11 protein-coding genes, 1 tRNA gene, 1 other RNA gene and 1 pseudogene are annotated in these 17950 nt (G+C 69.5%); 6 read left to right on the top strand and 8 right to left on the bottom strand.

Annotated features, from left to right (window positions below; translation table 11 throughout):
* Nucleotides 1-71 precede the first annotated feature (71 nt).
* The 4 genes from ACTWQR_RS04655 to ffs form a co-directional block, all read right to left on the bottom strand.
* Nucleotides 72-1964: a hypothetical protein gene (locus tag ACTWQR_RS04655; RefSeq protein WP_443225586.1), complete on the bottom strand. Its 1893-nt coding sequence runs from the start codon at nt 1962-1964 to the stop codon at nt 72-74.
* A gap of 325 nt (nt 1965-2289) precedes the next feature.
* Nucleotides 2290-3549, bottom strand: coding sequence for a phosphoribosylamine--glycine ligase (gene purD / locus ACTWQR_RS04650; RefSeq protein WP_443225563.1), 1260 nt, complete (start codon nt 3547-3549; stop codon nt 2290-2292).
* Nucleotides 3550-3816: 267 nt separating this feature from the next.
* Nucleotides 3817-6111: a DNA polymerase III subunit gamma and tau gene (locus tag ACTWQR_RS04645; protein ID WP_443225562.1), complete on the bottom strand. Its 2295-nt coding sequence runs from the start codon at nt 6109-6111 to the stop codon at nt 3817-3819.
* A gap of 94 nt (nt 6112-6205) precedes the next feature.
* Nucleotides 6206-6304, bottom strand: an RNA gene (gene ffs / locus ACTWQR_RS04640) — signal recognition particle sRNA small type.
* Between the two features lie 71 nt (nt 6305-6375).
* On the opposite strand from ffs, the gene ACTWQR_RS04635 reads away from it, so the two are divergent.
* A tRNA-Ser gene (locus tag ACTWQR_RS04635) sits at nt 6376-6463 on the top strand.
* Between the two features lie 148 nt (nt 6464-6611).
* On the opposite strand, the gene ACTWQR_RS04630 is transcribed toward ACTWQR_RS04635, so the two are convergent.
* The 4 genes from ACTWQR_RS04630 to ACTWQR_RS04615 form a co-directional block, all read right to left on the bottom strand.
* The gene (locus tag ACTWQR_RS04630; RefSeq protein WP_443225561.1) at nt 6612-7718 is read right to left on the bottom strand and encodes an endonuclease NucS domain-containing protein; all 1107 of its coding nucleotides are present in this window, start codon (nt 7716-7718) and stop codon (nt 6612-6614) included.
* A gap of 409 nt (nt 7719-8127) precedes the next feature.
* Nucleotides 8128-9888, bottom strand: coding sequence for an N-6 DNA methylase (locus ACTWQR_RS04625; protein ID WP_443225560.1), 1761 nt, complete (start codon nt 9886-9888; stop codon nt 8128-8130).
* 1091 nt (nt 9889-10979) lie between these two features.
* A complete protein-coding gene (locus tag ACTWQR_RS04620) occupies nt 10980-11504 on the bottom strand; it encodes a helicase-associated domain-containing protein (RefSeq protein WP_443225559.1) in 525 nt (174 codons plus the stop codon).
* Nucleotides 11505-11885: 381 nt separating this feature from the next.
* On the bottom strand, nt 11886-12608 hold the full coding sequence (locus ACTWQR_RS04615; protein ID WP_443225558.1) for a hypothetical protein: 723 nt from the start codon (nt 12606-12608) through the stop codon (nt 11886-11888).
* A gap of 134 nt (nt 12609-12742) precedes the next feature.
* Between ACTWQR_RS04615 and ACTWQR_RS04610 the strand changes: the two genes are divergently transcribed.
* From ACTWQR_RS04610 to ACTWQR_RS04590, 5 genes and pseudogenes are all read left to right on the top strand, one after another.
* Complete coding sequence (locus ACTWQR_RS04610) at nt 12743-13987, top strand: plasmid pRiA4b ORF-3 family protein (protein ID WP_443225557.1); 1245 nt, start codon at nt 12743-12745, stop codon at nt 13985-13987.
* Nucleotides 13988-14065: 78 nt separating this feature from the next.
* Nucleotides 14066-14347: a CopG family transcriptional regulator gene (locus ACTWQR_RS04605; RefSeq protein WP_443225556.1), complete on the top strand. Its 282-nt coding sequence runs from the start codon at nt 14066-14068 to the stop codon at nt 14345-14347.
* The gene (locus tag ACTWQR_RS04600; protein WP_443225555.1) at nt 14344-14769 is read left to right on the top strand and encodes a PIN domain-containing protein; all 426 of its coding nucleotides are present in this window, start codon (nt 14344-14346) and stop codon (nt 14767-14769) included. Before ACTWQR_RS04605 ends, ACTWQR_RS04600 begins: the two co-directional genes overlap by 4 nt.
* A 546-nt stretch (nt 14770-15315) precedes the next feature.
* Nucleotides 15316-17688, top strand: coding sequence for a helicase-associated domain-containing protein (locus tag ACTWQR_RS04595; RefSeq protein WP_443225554.1), 2373 nt, complete (start codon nt 15316-15318; stop codon nt 17686-17688).
* Between the two features lie 42 nt (nt 17689-17730).
* A pseudogene (locus ACTWQR_RS04590) lies at nt 17731-17892 on the top strand (phosphorothioated DNA-binding restriction endonuclease); the annotation flags it as partial.
* Nucleotides 17893-17950 lie beyond the last annotated feature (58 nt).

Here is a 17950-nt window from a genome sequence, read left to right as displayed (position 1 = left end):
TGGGGGTTGAGCGCGCAGTTCCCCGCGCCCCTAGGTGGGTGGGTGGGATCGAGGGGTGGGAGAAGTCGGGGTCAGACCAGGCGTACTGGTTTTTCTGGGCGTATGCCCAGGTGGAGGAGCCAGGCCCGGAGGGGGGCGGGGTTGCCGTCCTCGATGAGGCTCAGGACTCGGGGGCCCAGGTCGGCGGAACGTTCGCCGTTGACCAGGAGAGACGGGCCGTCGAGCCAGTCGAGGCCCGGCGTCGCACCCGCGGTGTCCATCGCGGCACAGCAGACCATCGCCGTCACATGATCGGCCAGCAACTCGCGACCGGTGCGCGGCGGTTGCAGGGGGAAGAGCGGCAGTATGCCGTCGTCCCAGAGCGCCGTGCCCGGGCCGGTCTGGCTGGTGGAAGCCGGTGGTGGCGCAGACGGTTCCACCGCTACGGCTGCCTCCTCGCGCGCCAACTCCGCACTGAGGCCGGCCGCCAGTGCGGCACTCCGCTCGTTCCCGGGCCCACCGTCCTCCTCGTACGCCGCATCCGCATCGGCCGCCGCCGAGGCAAGGGCCTCGCGGTCGACGGCGGCAGAGTCGGGGGCGGATTCGGAGGGGGAGGCAGCGGCTGAGGTGGAAGCGGGGGCGGATTCGGATTCGGGGGCGGCGCTGTCCACGGCCTCGCCGCTCCCGTAAATCCCCATCCCCGTCAAGTGATCCATCACCCGAGTCAACGTCGGCCCATCCGGATCCGAGCCCGCCGGGCCGGAGGAACGCCTCACGCCCAGCGCGTCCAGCACACGATGGAGCCGCGCCGCGTCCGTACGCCACTTGCGGTCGACGACCTCGTCCGGGTACTCGTCCCAGTCGACCGGGGCCCAGTCGGGCCCGGACTCGGCCGGCCCACCGTGGAAGAGACGGGCGGCCAGCAGGGACGCCGCCTCGTCGACCGCGCCGGGCTCCTCCAGGAGGTCGCAGGCGGGGCGTTCGCCGAGCCGGGAGGCGAAGCCCTCGGCGAGGCGGTCGCGGCGGGAGAGTTCGGTGAGGGCAGCTACGACGCCCGCGTCGAGACGGGACGGCCAGCGGCCCATGCGCCAGGCGGGCAGCGCGACCCGGGTCAGGAGGCGGTCCCAGCCCGCGTACGCGAGTCCCACTTGTTCCTGCGCGACGATCCGCAGCCCGTAATCCACAGCCTGTGCACGCTCCGCCGCCGCGGCCGCCACTCCCCGTTCCATTTCGGCCGCGTGGCCCCGGCAGCTGCGTAGGAGCAGACGCGCGACCCAGCCGATGCCGCCGAGGACCGTCGTGGACAGAGGTCCACGCTTGGGCGCCGCGGTCACCGCCACCGCCGCGTCGAGCCCTCGTACGAAACGACGGGCCGCGGCTATGTCGGGGTGCGCGGACGGGCCCGTACCGGCGACGACCGGCGCGAGGACCGCGCGCAGCTCGCCGACCCGCATCCACCACAGGAAGGGGGAGCCGATGACGAGGACGGGCGCGGCGTCCGTACGACGGTGGGCCGACGGCAGGCCTCGTCCGCCCTGCACCCCCTCTATCTCGTCCCGGAACTCCGACCGGGGCGGGCCGTGGGCCGGATGGGTGCGGTCCTCCAGCCAGCTGTCGCAGTCCGGGGTGAGCGCTATCGCGGAGGGTGCGGGCACCTCGAGGCGGTCGGCCAGGTCCCGCACCATGCGATACAGGTCCGGCGCCGACTCCTCGGCTATCGGGACCGTGGGGCTCAGCGCCGGCCGGGCGCGGGCGACGACCAGCGCGACGCCTGTGGCGGCCAGGAGCACGAGCAGGGCCAGGCCGGTCACGAGCCAGCGCACTGGGCTCCAGCCCTCGCCGTCGATCTGGCCTGTCGACCCGCCGACGAGCAGCACGACGGCGACGGCCGCGGGCAGCAGGGCGACGGCCAGGGCCCTGCTGCGGATGCGCAGCACGGCGAGAGCCCGGGAGCGCGCGGCCTGCGCGCCCACCTCCACACCCATACCTGACACGACCGGTGTCACCCCCTATTGCCCGCCCGGCGCGTGCATACCCAGCCACCGCCGACAGACGTCCATGGCGTTGCTCACTCCCCCACTGTGGCACCCACGACTGACATCGCAATGCCGGTGGGCCAAGTGCCGGAACGCTTGCGCCGCACCCTAGTTGGGGCCTCGGCCCTCGTCAGCCGGATGGGGGATCGGTCACTCGATGGAATGGCCTTGGGTAGAGGTGGCTGACGAACAGGCCCCGAATCCTGTGCTGGATTCGGGGCCCGATGGTGCCGCGTGGCGGACGATGACGCAGGTGGCTGGACGTAACCGAGGGTTACGCCTCCGCGGCCTCCGCCACCTTGGCCGCGATGTCCGTACGGTGCTGGGAGCCGTCGAGGTGGATTCGGTTGACGGCTGCGTACGCGCGGGTGCGGGCCTGGGTGAGGTCCGTACCACTCGCCGTGACGGAGAGTACGCGGCCGCCCGCGCTGACGATCGCGTCGCCGTCGCGCTTCGTGCCCGCGTGCAGGACGTACGCGTGCGGGGCGTCCTGTGCGGCCACCTCTGCGAGGCCCTCGATGGGGTCGCCGGTGCGCGGGGTGCCGGGGTAGTTGTGCGAGGCGATGACCACGGTGACGGCCGCGTCGTCGCTCCAGCGGAGGGGTTCGAGGTGGGCGAGGGTGCCGTCCGCCGCCGCCAGTAGGACGCCGGAGAGGGGGGTCTTCAGGCGGGCGAGGACGACCTGGGTCTCGGGGTCGCCGAAACGGGCGTTGAACTCGATGACCCGTACGCCGCGCGACGTGATCGCGAGACCCGCGTAGAGGAGTCCGGAGAACGGGGTGCCGCGGCGGCGCATCTCGTCGACGGTCGGCTGCAGAACGGTCTGCATGACCTCCTCGACCAGCTTCGGGTCCGCCCACGGGAGGGGTGAGTACGCGCCCATGCCGCCGGTGTTCGGGCCCTCGTCGTTGTTGAGGGCGCGCTTGAAGTCCTGGGCGGGCTGCAGCGGGACGACGGTCACGCCGTCGGTGATCGCGAAGAGGGAGACCTCGGGACCGTCGAGGAACTCCTCGATGACCACGCGGTCGCAGGCGTTGGCGTGGGCCGTCGCCGCGTCGAGGTCGCCGGTGACGACTACGCCCTTACCCGCGGCGAGGCCGTCGTCCTTCACTACGTACGGGGCGCCGAAGGCGTCGAGTGCCTCGTCGACCTCGTCGGGGGTCGTGCAGACGTACGAGCGGGCGGTGGGTACGCCCGCTGCCGCCATGACCTCCTTGGCGAAGGCCTTGGAACCCTCCAGCTGGGCGGCCTCCTTCGACGGGCCGAAGACCGGGATGCCGGCCTCCCGTACGGCGTCGGCGACGCCGGCCACAAGGGGGGCCTCCGGGCCGACGATCACCAGCTCGGCGCCGAGGTCCGTGGCCAGCCTGGCCACGGACTTGCCGTCCAGGGCGTCGACCTGGTGCAGCTCGGCCACCTCGGCAATGCCCGCGTTGCCCGGGGCACAGTGCAGCGCGGTGACGTCGGGGTCGAGGGAGAGGGAGCGGCACAGGGCGTGTTCGCGGGCACCGCTGCCGATGACTAGGACCTTCACGGGGGTCAGCCTAGCCGGGTGCCTCAGGCGGTTGCGCGGCTGGTTGGGTGCGGGTGGGTTGTTTGGTGGGGGTTGATGGGGACTGATGAGGGCTGGTGAGGACTGGTCACGCAGTTCCGCGCGCCCCTGAGGTTCGGGGTGGGGCAGGCGCGCACCGGGACATCCCGCCCGGGACATCCCACGTGGACAGTCGGTCCCGCCACTTCCCTTCACGCCGGACGGCCGGCTGCGGCCCGGTGGGAGTGCAGGTGGCCGCGCCGTCCGGGGCTACTCGTTCGAGAACTCCTCCACCACTGTCGCTCCCAGTTCTCGCACGATCAGTTCGTGGCCCGACAGCGCCGACTCGTCGAGGTCGGGGTCGTCGTCCTCAGGGGTGTCGTCCTCGGGGGAGATGGGTGGTGGCGCCGGGGCCGAGGGGCGGGGCGGGGATGAGGGTGGTGAGGACCCTGGGGATGTGGATGTGGACGGGTGTGTGGACTGGGACTGGGGAGCGGCGGCGCGAGGGGCAGGAGGCGCGGGTTGCTGTTGAGTGGGGCCCGGGGCGGATGGCGCGACGGGTCCCGCCGGGGCGTAACCGCTGCCATAACCGGGGCCCGGCGCGGGCGGCGGGGTCGAACCGCCCGACGGGTCGACGACCGCCTCGACCTTCCACTGCACGTTGAACAGCTCGGACAGCGCCTGCCGCAGTACCTCCTCGCTGCCGCTGCTCGCGAAGTTGTCGCGTGCGCCCGCGTTGACGAAGCCGAGTTGGAGGGTCGTGCCGTCGAAGCCGGTCACCTGAGCGTTCTGGCTGAGCAGGATCCAGGTGAAGCGGCGGCGGTTCTTGACCGCCTCCAGAATGTTCGGCCACAGCATGCGGGGGTCGGGACCACCGGGCGGGGCGGCGGGGGTGAAGGGTGCCGCGCCGGTCGGAGGGGCAGGGGGAGTGGACGGCGGTGAGGACTGGGCTGAGGGTGCGGGGGCCGTCTGCGGACTGGGCGCGGTCTGTGGCTGTCGCCCGGGGTGTCCCCCGCCTGCCGGTGCCGCGGTTGGCCATCCGCCGGGGCGTCGGCCGCTGCCCGCGGGTGTTGCGGTGGGCCAGGCGCCAGGGGTGCTTCCGGCCCCGGGGGACGGCGGAGCCGGTGCGGCCGGAGTCTGAGCGGACGGCTGCTGAGGAGCGGGGGTGACCGCGGCCGGAGCGGGAGTGGGAGCTGGTGGCACGGGTGCGGCTTGGGCCGGGCCGGGACCCGTTTCCGCGCCGGGGGCCCCTGCCCCCCGTACAGCCGCCCGAGCCGCCGCCGGACCACTGCCCGGCGGGACCGGAGGTGCCGAAGCGGGCGTCGGAGCGCCGGCCTGCATGCCGGGGTGGGCGTCAGGCGCGGGCACGTATCCCATGGCGGGGCCGGCGCCTGCTCCCGCGAAGTTCACCCCTCGCTCGATGCGATCCAGGCGGGCCATGAGGGAGCGCTCGTCGCCGTATGCGGCGGGCAACAGCACGCGCGCGCAGATCAACTCGAGCTGGAGCCGGGGCGAGGTGGCTCCTCGCATCTCCGTGAGCCCGTCGTTGACGAGGTCGGCGGCACGGCTCAGCTCGGCCGCGCCGAAGACCCCGGCCTGGGCCTGCATCCGCTCCACGACGTCGGCGGGAGCGTCGATGAGCCCCTTCTCTCCGGCATCGGGCACCGCCGCCAGGATCACGAGGTCACGCAGGCGCTCCAGCAGATCGGCGACGAACCGCCGAGGGTCGTTACCGCCCTCGATGATCTCGTCGACCACTTCGAAGGCCGCGGCGCCGTCGCCCGCGGCGAAGGCCTCGACCACCGAGTCGAGCAGCGACCCGTCCGTATACCCGAGCAGCGAGGTGGCCATGGCATACGTCACACCATCGTCACCGACCGCCGCCAGCAGCTGATCCATGACGGACATGGAGTCACGCACGGACCCGGCACCGGCACGCACGACGAGGGGGAACACCCCGTCCGCGACGGGGATGCCCTCGCGCCCGCACACCTCGGCCAGGTACTCCCTCAGGGTCCCCGGCGGCACAAGCCGGAACGGGTAGTGGTGAGTCCTCGACCGGATCGTCCCGATGACCTTCTCGGGCTCCGTGGTGGCGAAGATGAACTTGAGGTGCTCCGGGGGCTCCTCCACGACCTTCAGCAGCGCGTTGAAGCCAGCCGACGTGACCATGTGGGCCTCGTCGATGATGTAGATCTTGTAGCGGCTGCTGGCAGGACCGAAGAAGGCCTTTTCTCGCAGGTCACGGGCGTCGTCCACACCACCGTGGGACGCGGCGTCGATCTCGATGACGTCGATGGAACCCGGCCCGTTCCGCGCGAGATCCCGGCAGGACTGGCACTCACCGCAGGGCGTCGGCGTAGGTCCCTGCTCGCAGTTCAGGCACCTCGCCAGGATCCGCGCGCTGGTCGTCTTCCCGCATCCGCGCGGACCACTGAACAGGTACGCGTGATTGACCCGGTTGTTCCGCAGCGCCTGCTGCAACGGGTCGGTGACATGCTCCTGCCCGATGACCTCGGCGAACGACTCCGGGCGATAACGGCGGTACAGCGCGAGAGACGACACGCTTACGAGGTTATAGGCGCCCACTGACAACGAGGACCGCCCGCCGGGCCCTGTTTCGCCACACCACCGCCGGACCGTCCCCCAACGCCCCGCAAACGCAAGCGCCCCCCACGCACCCGCCAGAGCCAACCTACCCTTGCTGCCTTCCGGCCCTGGGGGAGTTCAGTCAGATAGCGCCACGTGAGGGGCTGCGCACAGGCTACAGGATCTGAGCGGGAGGAACGAGTTCGCGAGCACTCCTCAACGTCTTGTATTGTTTGCGGCGGAGGATTCGCCTAGTGGCCTAGGGCGCACGCTTGGAAAGCGTGTTGGGGGCAACCCCTCACGAGTTCGAATCTCGTATCCTCCGCCAGTGCCTCACCGGGCACGATGTCGAAGGGCCCCACCGTTCGCGGTGGGGCCCTTCGTCGTTGTCAGGCCCAGTTCTTGTCTCCGTTGGGTTTTCGGGCAGCCAGGGCGGCCTCAATGAGCGTCGCCGCCTTGAGGTCGGCCTCGGACTGTCAACCGATGCCGAAGTGGCGGGAGACCTCGTCGATCGTAAAGCGGGCGCGGAGCTTGCAGGCGGAGTTCTGGTTCGCGAAGAGGCCCGTCCGCCAGTACGCCTTCTCCCGTGGCACGGCCTGTTCCCATTCAACCGGGACGATCCACTCGCGACGATCCGTGGTGTCCCCTTCCTGCGTCGGACCGCTGTCCGGGCGGTAACCGCCCTTGAGGGGAAGATCGGCCATGCATCGGCCCTCATCACCAACGGTGAGGGCAGTGCTGGTGAAGGGCTGCGGCTCGCCGGATACCGTACCCACGCCGACGTATCCCACTTTGGGGATATGGGTGAAGACGCGCGCTCCCACAGGCAGGGAACGGAGCGTCCGGGAGAACCACTCCCCACCGCCGGCCGACACGAAGCCGTACTGGAGGGCATCTTCCCAGCTCCGGCCGCCTGACTCGTCACCGAAGGAGACGTACCAGTCCGTGCCGTTCCACTGCTCTTGTTTCCCGCGCACCTTGGTCCCCGTGGACGGCACCGCCACCTCGGCGTCGTCGATCAGCCAGGTGCGAGCCAGGTAAACACGCCCCTCATCCTCGAAGCAGCGGAAGAAGAGTACGTTGAGGGGCACCTGATAGCCGGATGCCAGATAGGTGACGATCCGCTCGGTCGCCGCGTCGACCTCGCTCGCGACGACGGTGAGGGTGTGGGTGCTGTTCAGCGCCTCCGGTGGACTGCTGCCGAAGCGAAGCGCGAACGCCTCGTCCAGTTCCTCCGCCAGTCCGCGCTTACGCGCGTACGCCCCGTGGATCTCACGCACTTGCTCGTTGCTGAGCGCTTGGACCCACGAACCGTAGTCGAGCAGTTGCGCGACGACCTCCCGGGGAGTGCGGTCCCGCTTGAGCTCCAGAATGTGCAAGCCTCCCTCGGCGTCTATGCCGAGCAGATCAATGAACTTGCCGTGGTCGGTCTGTACCTGCCGACCAATCAGCAGGAGCGGTCTCCCCAGGATCTCCGGATCGGCCTCAATGAGGTCTTCCAGCTTCGACTCCACCGACATCGGTCGCGTAGCAACCCGCACCGGCTGGCCATCCACTCGCCACAGCCCGAACTCCAACGGCATCCTGCAATCCCCTCCCCATCTGTGACGCTCGTCAGCGAGTCAAGCAGTTCTCGCAGACAGTGATGTCCTGAACCATTACGGCATTTGCGGATATGTAACCCCATATCCTTCGTCAGCCCAGAGAACCGGATGTCACGCATCATCCGAGCCGCTTCAGCTCTCGTACAGCTGCCGGCACAGCAAGGCACAGGCCGGCCGATGCCGCGAACCCCGCACCGGCGGACAACACGACGTCAGTCGTGTCAGCACCGGCACGAACCTTGACCAGGGCTACGCAGAGAGCCACGACGGTTGACAGCAGAGCAGCGATCCCCAACCACAGAGCCCAGGTGCGTGAGGATGCCGGAGGCGGAGACGTGGACACGAAAGGTTCCTTTCGAAGGGTCGGGAGAGAACACGCTGTTACGGATCACGAGGCATCCACCGGTCCGTCCATCAGGAATTTCGCCAGCTCCACACGGGCCCTGGAGAGCGATTCCGCATACTCCCGGTGAGCCAAAACCTGATCGCGGAGAGTGTTGATCATCTGCACCGCCCGCTGCTGCTGCTCCAGCGGCGGGAGCCGGACCGGCAAGTGACCAAGCGCATCACGACTGAGGGAAGGGGCGGCTGTGGCTGCCGAGCGGTTACTCATCCACTCCATGCAGCGTGGCGACGCGAGATAGTCCAAGAGGTACTCGGGGTCCACCGCCACGGAGTGCTCGTACAGCCGGAGTCTCACCACATTGGGGCTGAGCAACCAGCCCTCCTGCTCCGCAGTTGCCATCGCGGGGGCCCGGATGGCTCCAGATCGGACACAGACGATGTCCCGGGGCTGCAAGCAGAACTTCTTCAGCTTCTCAGCTGTCTCCCAGGAGACCCTCTCGCCGTCAAGAGCGACAATCCTGCCGCCCTCGAGCTGACGTGGCAGGACAATGGGCACCAGCCCCTCACCTGAGCGCTCGTTCCTGCCCAGGCGGGTATAGGAAGGCCCCGGCTGGATCTCGCACAACTCGGCCAGGGTGGTTTCAACCCACGCCGATGGCAGACGCCCGTGGAGCGCGGTTTGGCTCACGCCCCAGTCCCAGCTGAGAGCAGCCGCCGCCTCGTCCACTGTGTCAACCACCTCACGAAGGTGGACACTCTCTTGATACGCGGCTGTGACTGCGTCGAGAGAGCCCCCCTCTTCAAGACGCCTAGTGGCGATGTGATCAATGGGGCTCAGTGAGTAGTCGGCAGCTGCGAACGCGCCTCGCGGGATCAACGCCGCGTATGGCTCAAGGCTGCTGCCCGCAGTTGGTCGCACTTGCCGGAACAGCCATGGCCGGACGGCATCCATGATGACCTGCCGGTCATTCGCTTCAAGCACGTTCCGGTTGCCTTGCCTGGTCCCCAGATGTCGGGCATCGACCAATAGGACTTCGGGACTTGGTTGTTCAGTGCGCCGCAGAAACCACAAGGCCACCGGCACGGGAGTTGCGGAGAACAGGTTGGGCGGCAGTGCGATCACACACTCGACCGCTCCTCTCTCGATCATGTTCCGGCGGATCTCGCGCTCGGCCGCATTGACCGAGTTGCCGGCCTTGACCGGCATCACCACCACGGCACGCCCTTCGTCTCTCAGGTATGCCATCCCGTGCTGCAGCCAGGCAAAGTTGTCGTTGCCCCTGGGTGGAGCTCCGAACTCCCACACACCGTCCCGCCGACCCGACCCCGCCGAGTCGGTCATGTTGAACGGGGGATTCATCATGACCACGTCGGCGAACGGCTCCGATCCAGTCCTCGCCCTCCATGGCGAGTCCACGGTGCTGCGCAGCCTCGGCAACACCCCGTGCAGAGCCAGGTGCATCCCGGCAAACCGCAGGGTGTCGCGACCGGGCGCCTCACCCCTCACCGAGAACCCGGGCGTCTGCGCACCCACGTACTCGGCCGCCGCCGCCAACATCTCACCACCACGGGCGTACCCGTCGTAGACCGACTTGCCCCCCTCGCCGACGTCCAGGGCGAGTTCGGCGGCCAGCCGCACCACCCCTTTCGGGGTGAAGAACTCCCCACTACGGAGTCCGGCCCTGGATTCGTACTCGTCAAGGATGAGTCGGAAGGCTCCTCGATGGAGCTCTCCCGCCAGTCGCACCGTCCGGGCGAGATCGCCATAGGTTCGGGGCTCCAGCCGCCTGAGACTCTCCCGCATCCCTGGCAACGCTCCGTACCGCCGTAGTTCATCGTCAGCCGCATCACCAATCCGGTGCAGTAGGCCCGCGATGTGTTCCGGCCCCGTAGCAGCTCCGGCGGCAGCTTGGAGGGCACTCCACCGGGGCTCACTGCCACGTAGGAAGATGAGGGAAAGCAGCAGGGTCAGGTAGTCCACCATCGAAGCCGAGCCCCGAACGCGATCAGAAAGCGGCCCCATCAGCTCGCTGACACACTGTTTGTCGGTCTCCCCACTCCCTTCTGGGCTCTCCGCTCGGCTGACGGGGTCCATTGGTCCGTTCCGCACCCGCCAACCGCTCAGGACACGCTCTCGGTAGGTGGCACCGAAGCGCTCGTCGGCCCGCAGTTGCGCCCGCGGGATCCTCCGACCCCCAAGCCAGCGAAGAACCGAGGTGAGGCGGAAGTACTCCACGTCACCAGAGCGCGTCGGGATGGGGAAATCCTGATGGCGCCGCGCCCAGTTGGATACGGTCGGCCGTTCCACTCCTGCGTACGACGCGATCTCCGACCGGGTGATCAGCGGATCCCGCTCGTCTGACACTGCAACCATGCTTCCCCCATCTGGTGTTGCCCGGTGTTCGACCCCTGAACCGTAGAGCTGAACCGCCGGAGCGCTCTACTGCGCACTGCGGGTGCGCATACACCACGCTGAACAACAAGGCGACTGCATCCAGGCACAGTTGGCACTACATACGCGAGTACCTGCGCTCTTCTCTGTCGAGAAGCGACTGCCGAGCCTGAGCTATCCGAGAGTGGGGGTTAACAGTAGGCATCCGCCACAGAACACTGCGACCGCCGCCTCCGCCCGGAGCCTGCAGACCCGCGCGGACGCGGCAGAGCGAGGTCTCTCTGGATACGTCGCCGAAGTGCTGGACTTCCAACGTGACCGCGACCGGCAACAGGAGCTCGTCGAGTAGCTGCAGGCAGACACGGCCCGTCACCGAAGGTGAGGGGCCGACCTGGCAGTCCGCTCCGCCATGACGGCCTTGCCGCAGCCGCTGATCCATCTCATCGCCGACACCGCACGAGGCCAGGGACGGGGCCCGGGGGCCCCGAAGTGGTCTGCTCGCCTCATCCCAGCGGGTAGCCGAGGGCGCGAGTGGCCTTGCGAAACGCCGGTAGCTGCTCGAGGGAGACCACGAGGTGGCGTTCGCCAAGCCGGGTGCACAACGCGCGCAGGCGGCGGTCGCTGACAACGAGGGCTGCCAGTGCCTCGTCCGCGCACTCGATGAGGTGGACCTGCCCTGCGTCACGGAGTCGGCCGGTGCGGCGGGCGGTATCGTCCACCAGCGTGGTGACGGTCTGGGGCAGAGGGCGCGAGGCTGCCTGGTCCAGGTAGCGGCGGAACTCGTCGAGAGTGTGCCCGCGGTCGAGGGCGCTCAGGAGGGACGCGGTGCTGAGCGTCCAGACCCGGTCGGATTTCCTGTCGGCGAAAGTGCCCAGGAGAAGTGCGTCGGCCGAGGGCAGCCCGTCGAGAGCGACGATGTCGAAGTTCGCCAGGACGGTGACCCTGCCCGAAGGGACGGCCGTTGTTGGAGTGGAGGCGTAGTCTCCGAGAACTCGTCCAGGAGACTGTTGTTCAGCCAGCGCTGCCACAGCCGGGCGATGGTCAGGTGCGCCGGCCGGGTCAGCGCGGCCCGTCCGCGCGGAGTCAGCGCCAGCCGACCGCCGGTGAGCTGGGCGAGGCCGCCTGCCTGGAGCAGCATCGGCCAGGCGAAGGCGGCGATGGCCTCGCGCTCATAGAAGTCGCCGCCCTCCAGGGTGTCGGCGACCGCCGCGACAGTGGCGGCGCCGGGGCGACGGGTCTTCATCACTGCACCGCACCTTCCCTGCGGCGCACGGACGCAGCACCGCCAGCAGGCTGGCCTGCGCCTCATGCTCGGTGTGCCGGACCCGCGGAGCTTCGGTGGACTCCTGTTGCAGTTCGACCGGTGTCACTGCGCGTATTTCCTGCTTCGTGCCGCTCACGTCCCGTTCCTACAGGTGGGCGGCATAGTGATAGTTGCCGGTCCCGCAGGTGCGCTCCAGCGTCTGCACCACCTTGCGCGGATCATCGTAGGGACCGGAGAAATAGAACGGCTTGCCGTTCCGGCCGAAGCCGATGGTGGGCCGATCGCCGGGCGGGGTCCCCAGGTGTACAGCGGCGTCACTGAAGCCGGCCGCGGGCTCGAAGCCGAGACCGGCGGCGTAGGTGACCGCGTCGCGCACGATCGTCTGTGCCTGCTCCACGCTGATCGACAGCGGCGGGTGGTCGAAAGCCGAGTAGTACATCGGTACGTATGTGGTCAGGGAGCCGGAACCCATCACCTCCGGATCGGTCACGTTCTTCACCCCCAAGCAGTACACATCGATCAGGAAACCGGTGACGGTCACCCTGCTGGCCCGTTCCTGGCGGGCCAGCAGGATCTGGGCGAAGCCACCCGCGTCTGGATCCGGCTCCTGGCCGATCGGATCGGCCGCCGCCCAGTCCGGGGCCCCGGTCATGTCCAGTCCCGCGCTCCAACCCGCGTTGACCCAGCAGCCCACCACTGGCCGCTCACATGGTGGAGTGTGCGCCTGCGCCGCCTCGGCGACCCGCCGCACCAGCGCGGTGGCCTGGGCCGGACGCAGCCCCAGCGCCTTCGCGATCTGCTTCGGCGCGCTGCCGCGCTCCCTCATCTCCCGTACCCGGGCCAGCAGTTCCTCATCGTGCGTGGTCACCGTCGTAGTCTGCCAGCCCTCGTCATGCCCCGTTACGGGGTGCACGTGAGTGCATTCCGGACCAGCCGCCTGCCGGCTGTCATCCTGGGCTTGGTGGCAACGGGGCGGAATCGAGCCGGAGCGCGTGGATCAGCATGGGTGAGGCAGTAGGCAGGACCGTCGGGCAGGTGCGAGCGCTGGTCGGCTGGGTCGGTGCGGGTCGCAAGCTGACCCAGACCGGCCGGGTGACGCTCACTGACGCGCGGGCGCTGGTGGAGGTTCTGGGCACCGGCGACCAGATGGACCCGGTGATCGGAGACCGTACGTTCAAAACCAAGTCCAGCGAGGAGCTGTACCACCTCACGCTGCTGGTCGAGTGGGCGAAGGCGGCACGACTGCTGCGGACCGCGGGCGGGCGCCTGCTGCCGGTGAAGAAGAACGCCAAGCTGCTGGACCGCCCCGACGAACTGCGTCGCGCGTTGTTCGACGCGCTACCACGCATCGGCCCGACCGTGACGACGTCCGGCTGGCTGGAGTCCCTGTTCGCGCACGAGTACGGCCGGGGCCTGCAAGCCTTGCTGCAGCAGCTGTACGCGGCCACGGCCCTGGTGCCGCTCAGTGACCTGTACGAGGTGGTGTGGCAGGCGGTCAGCCCGCTGTACGTGCTCGACGACCTGTCCCCCGAACGCCTGAAGCATTTGCGTACCGCCAACGAGCACGACATCCGGCGAGTCCTGAAGGCCCTCGCCTCCCTGGGCGCTGTCCATCTCACCAAGGAAAGCACCGAGTTGACCGCGGACGGACGCACCGAGACGGCCCGGATGCGCGGCGAGCCCAAGCCCGGAGACGCGGTGCTGCAGATCCTCGTCGAGTTGGCAGACGTGGACGGCCCCCGGGTTTGGCGGCGACTGCTTGTGCCCGCCGTGATCCGCCTGGACCGGCTTCACTCAGTGATCCAGGTCGTGATGGGCTGGGAGAACTGCCACATGCACGCGTTCACCATCGAGGGCGTCCAGTACGGCCGTCCCGACGGCGAACTCGGCTTCCGCGACGAGCACACCGCCACACTGGGCGCCCTGCTCAAACCGGGCGCCCGCTGTGTTTACACGTACGACTTCGGGGACTCCTGGGAGCACCTCATCACGGTGGAGCAGTTCCAGACAGCCTCAGCCGGTCTCCACTATCCGCACTGCGTGGACGGTGCCGGGGCGTGCCCGCCCGAGGACTGCGGCGGCGCCCCCGGCTACAGCGATCTCAAAGTGATCCTCGCCGACCCGGCTCATGAGGAACACCACACCATGCTGGAGTGGCTCGGACTTCGATCCGCCACGGAATTCACCGCTGACCGCTTCGCACCGGACGAGGCCAACACGCGGCTGCTGCACCTCACGGCAGCGTGAAGGACGAACCGTCCGGCCACGCCACTGTTCGTGGAGCAGCCTGGTAAGGGGGACAACACCAGGAGTATGGTCTCTTATATGGCGACGACCAAGAAGGTGACGGTGACGATCCCCGCGGATCTCCTGGACGAGATCCGCGGGGAGGCGGCGGAACGGGGCCTGTCGGCATACGTCGCCGAGGCCCTGCGCTTCAAGCGCGACCGCGACCGGCTACGGGAACTGTCCGACTGGCTGCAGGAGGAACACGGCCCCCTCAGCGAGGAGGAGCGCACGGCAGCGTTCGAGGAGCTGGAGGATCTCGACGCCGAGCACGAGCGCCGCCGCGCCTCTGGAAAGCACGACGCCGGAGAGGCCGCGTGAAGAAGCGGGCCGGTGAGCACAGGCAGCGGCCACTGCGCGTCTTCGTACTCGACTGCGAAGCCCTGTCCCTGGCCGTGCGCGGCGACCGGACGATGATCGCCTGGCTCGAGCTTGCGGCCCGAGGTGAGGCAGAGGTGGTGACGTCTCCGATGACACTGGTCGAGGCATACGACGGCCGAACCACCGAGCAGCGCTGGGACTGGGTCCTCTCCCGGCTCAAAGTCGCCGACATCGGGAAGGACGAGGCCCGACAGGCTCGCCGGCTCCTGGCCGACGCCAAGCTGCACGGCCACAAGTACGCGATCGACGCGGTGCTCGCCGTCATCGCACGACAGCAGAAGGGGCAAGTCACCGTCTTCACCTCGGACGTGGACGACCTGGAGAAGCTGGTCCCGGAGTCGATCGTCATCAAGAAGGTGTGACACGGCGCTCTGGTCTCAGTTTTGGTCTCGTTCGCCCCCGTCCAGCGCCGTTCGAAGCCCCCAACATCACCCGGTCCACCGCAGGTCAGAACGCACCCCGTCCGCCGAACCCCCGGGCGAACATTTGGAAAGCGTGTTGGGGGCAACCCCTCACGAGTTCGAATCTCGTATCCTCCGCCAGTGCCTCACCGGGCACGATGTCGAAGGGCCCCACCGTTCGCGGTGGGGCCCTTCGTCGTTCTCCGGCTCAGCCTTGATCTCATCTGTTTCTCTGTTTCCGATTTCCAAGAATTTCGGTCACGTTCGGTAAGAGATGACCACCGTTGGTCAGTCGCCACACGGCTGGCTTGCGCTGCCGTCCTGCCCTGAGTTCGATGCGGTCGTAAGCAAGTGGAAGCAGCATCAGTACGTACGAGGTGAGGTGTCCTCATCGGTAAGTCAGGTGGATCAACACTGGCAGCTTGGCTGCGGGGTCTGGACGTCCCGCGCCTGGAACAGGTGCTGGCGGCGCGTTCGGATGCCGCGGCCCTTCCGGAGCCGCGATCGGTGGGCGAGCTGGCGGACCGCTTGCAGCGCCCGGGTTCGGTCGCGCTGGCCCTGCCCCGACTCGCGCTGCCGTATCTGCAGGTGGCCGAGGCGCTGGCCGGGTTGGGGGTGCCCGCGACACGGGACGCGCTCGCGAACCTGCTGGGCGTGGCGGACGCGGAGGGCAACCGCAGGCTGGACACGGCGCTGGAGGTGCTGGCCGATCATGCGCTGGTCTGGCCAGGCGGCGACGGCGCGCTCCGTATGGCGGCACCGTTGAAGGGGGCGTGGGACGCGCCGTTGGGGCTGGACCCGCCGCTGGCGGAGTTGCTGGCGGGCGTGACCTCCGACGCGTTGCGCGGCATGCTGGCGGCACTCGGCGCCAAGCCGCCCGGCACCAAGCAGCAGCGGCTCGCGTGCCTGGTGGACCACCACAGCGATCCGCGACGCGTTGGCGCACTGGTCGATCAGGCGCCTGCGGCTACGCGCGAGCTGCTTGAACGCCTGGCGAAGTCCGGATCCCGGAGTCAGCGGTTCATCATGTTCGGGTCCCCGGAGTCCGGCCCCGGACGGGAAGCCCGGTGGGCGCTGGAGAGGGGGCTGCTGGTCCAGGACCGGTACGGGTACGGACCCTCCCGTATGCCCGCCCAGGTGGCGCTGGCCCTGCGCGGATCGGGGTGGCACGCGCCGTTCGAACCCGTACCGCCCGTCGCGCGGCTGCAACCGGTGACTTCCGACGAGGTGGAGCGGGAAGCGGCGGCCGCGGTCACGGCGTTCGCCGCGCAGGCCGGCTCCGTGTTGTCGGTGTGCGCGGCCAAGCCGCCGGCCAGGCTGAAGTCCGGTGGGATCGGCGTGCGCGAACTGGCACGTATCGGCAAGGCGGCGCAGTGCGACGAGACCGTGCTGCGCATCGTGTTGGAGACGGCGTACGCGGCTGGGCTGCTGGCCCGGGACGGCGATCTCGTTCCGGTGACCGAGGCGTACGACGCCTGGGCGGAGCTGGAACCCGGGGAACGGATCCCGTTGCTGCTCGAGGCATGGTGGACGCTGCCGCTCACTCCTGCCCAGGCCCGCGACGAGGAGGGCAAGGCCCTTCCCGCCCTCGCCGGGGCACCGCCCTGCAACGGCTGCGTACAGGCCCGGCAAGGGCTGCTCACCGCGGCGGCGGACCTCCCGGCCGACCGGGGTGTACGGCACGCGCCGGAGGATCTGGGACCGCTGGTCGCCTGGCACCGTCCTTTCGCCGACCAACTGCCGCAGGACGGAACGCCGTTCGCCACCGTCGTCCGGGAAGGGGAGCTGCTCGGCGTCATCGCCCGCGGCGCCCTGTCCGGTATCGGCGCCGCCCTGCTGGCCGACGACGCGGACGAACTGTCGGTCAGTACGCGGCGGCTGCTGCCCGCGGCCACCGGGACGGCCCTCTTCGGCGCCGATCTCACGGCCGTCGCCACCGGGACCCCGGCCGTCCGGCTCACCACGCTCCTGGACTCCGTCGCCGACCGGGAAGCCGGCGGCACGGCATCGGTGTGGCGGTTCAGCCCCGGAAGCGTCCGCCGTGCCCTGGACGCCGGGCGGTCGGCGGACGACATCGCGGCCGATCTGGCCGCTGTGGCGCCCGGGCCGCTGCCGCAGCCGCTGTCGTACCTGATCTCCGACACCGCACGCCGCCACGGACGCGTTCGTATCGCCCCCGCCGCCTGCGTGATCCACGGTGCGGAGCCCGCGCTCCTGGCCGAACTCACCGTCCACCGCAAGCTCGCGGGGCTCGGCCTGCGGCAGTTGGCACCGACCGTGCTGGTCAGCCGTACCTCACTCGACAAGACCCTCGCGGCGCTCCGGGCCGAGGGCTACGCGCCCGTCGCCGAGGCCGCCGACGGAACCGTCCGCATCGAAAAGGCCGAGCGGCGTCGCGCCGCCGCATCGGTCCCTTCTCCTCGCTCGGCGTCCTCTCGGTCGGCCTCTCCTGGCTCGGCGTCCTTTCGCTCCGCGCGGGGCACCCCCGGAACGCAGCGGCCGGCCGCCGCCCGGGCGGAGCTCGATCGGGCGTCGGCCGGCGGTCTGCGGGCCCTGGCAGTCAAGCTGCGGGCCGCCCCGCCGACCAGCCCGGAGGTGGACCCGGACCCGGACAACGGAATCCCCTTCGGCACCGACACGGAGGAGATCATCGCCTGCCATGCGAGCGGGCTGTCCCTCACCGACGTACGCCAGCTGGCCCACGCCGTCGACGTCGGCGGAACGATCACCATCGAGTACGTCGCCGCCTCGGGCAGCCACACCGTACGGAGCCTCAGCGATCTGGACCTGGACCCGCCCTATCTGCAGGCCTGGTGTCACCTGCGGAACGACGAACGTGTCTTCACGATCTCCCGCATCCAAAGCGTCATGCCCGCATAGCCCACCCGCCGGAGAGCGGCTGGAGAACGGCTGGACGCGAATTTCGTCGGGCGGAGCGCGGCGGCCCGCGAGCAGGTGGTCGCGCTCGCGGGCCGCCCGCTCACCGGTCCCCAGCCGGGCATCCGTCCGATCGCTGCCGCCCACCGCTCCTGGCACACGCGGCAGGTCTTTCACGGCGCTCCGCGCCCTGCCGCCGTGGGGTGATCGCGGGGCTGTCCGCGCGCGCCGCGCCCTGGTCTCGACGGCCACGCCGAAGCCCCGT

The organism is Streptomyces sp. 2A115 (assembly GCF_052245575.1).
In the GTDB taxonomy this organism is placed as follows: Bacteria; Actinomycetota; Actinomycetes; order Streptomycetales; family Streptomycetaceae; genus Streptomyces.
Note: the sequence above shows the minus strand (reverse complement) of the source record. Positions and strands in the feature narration are given on the sequence as shown.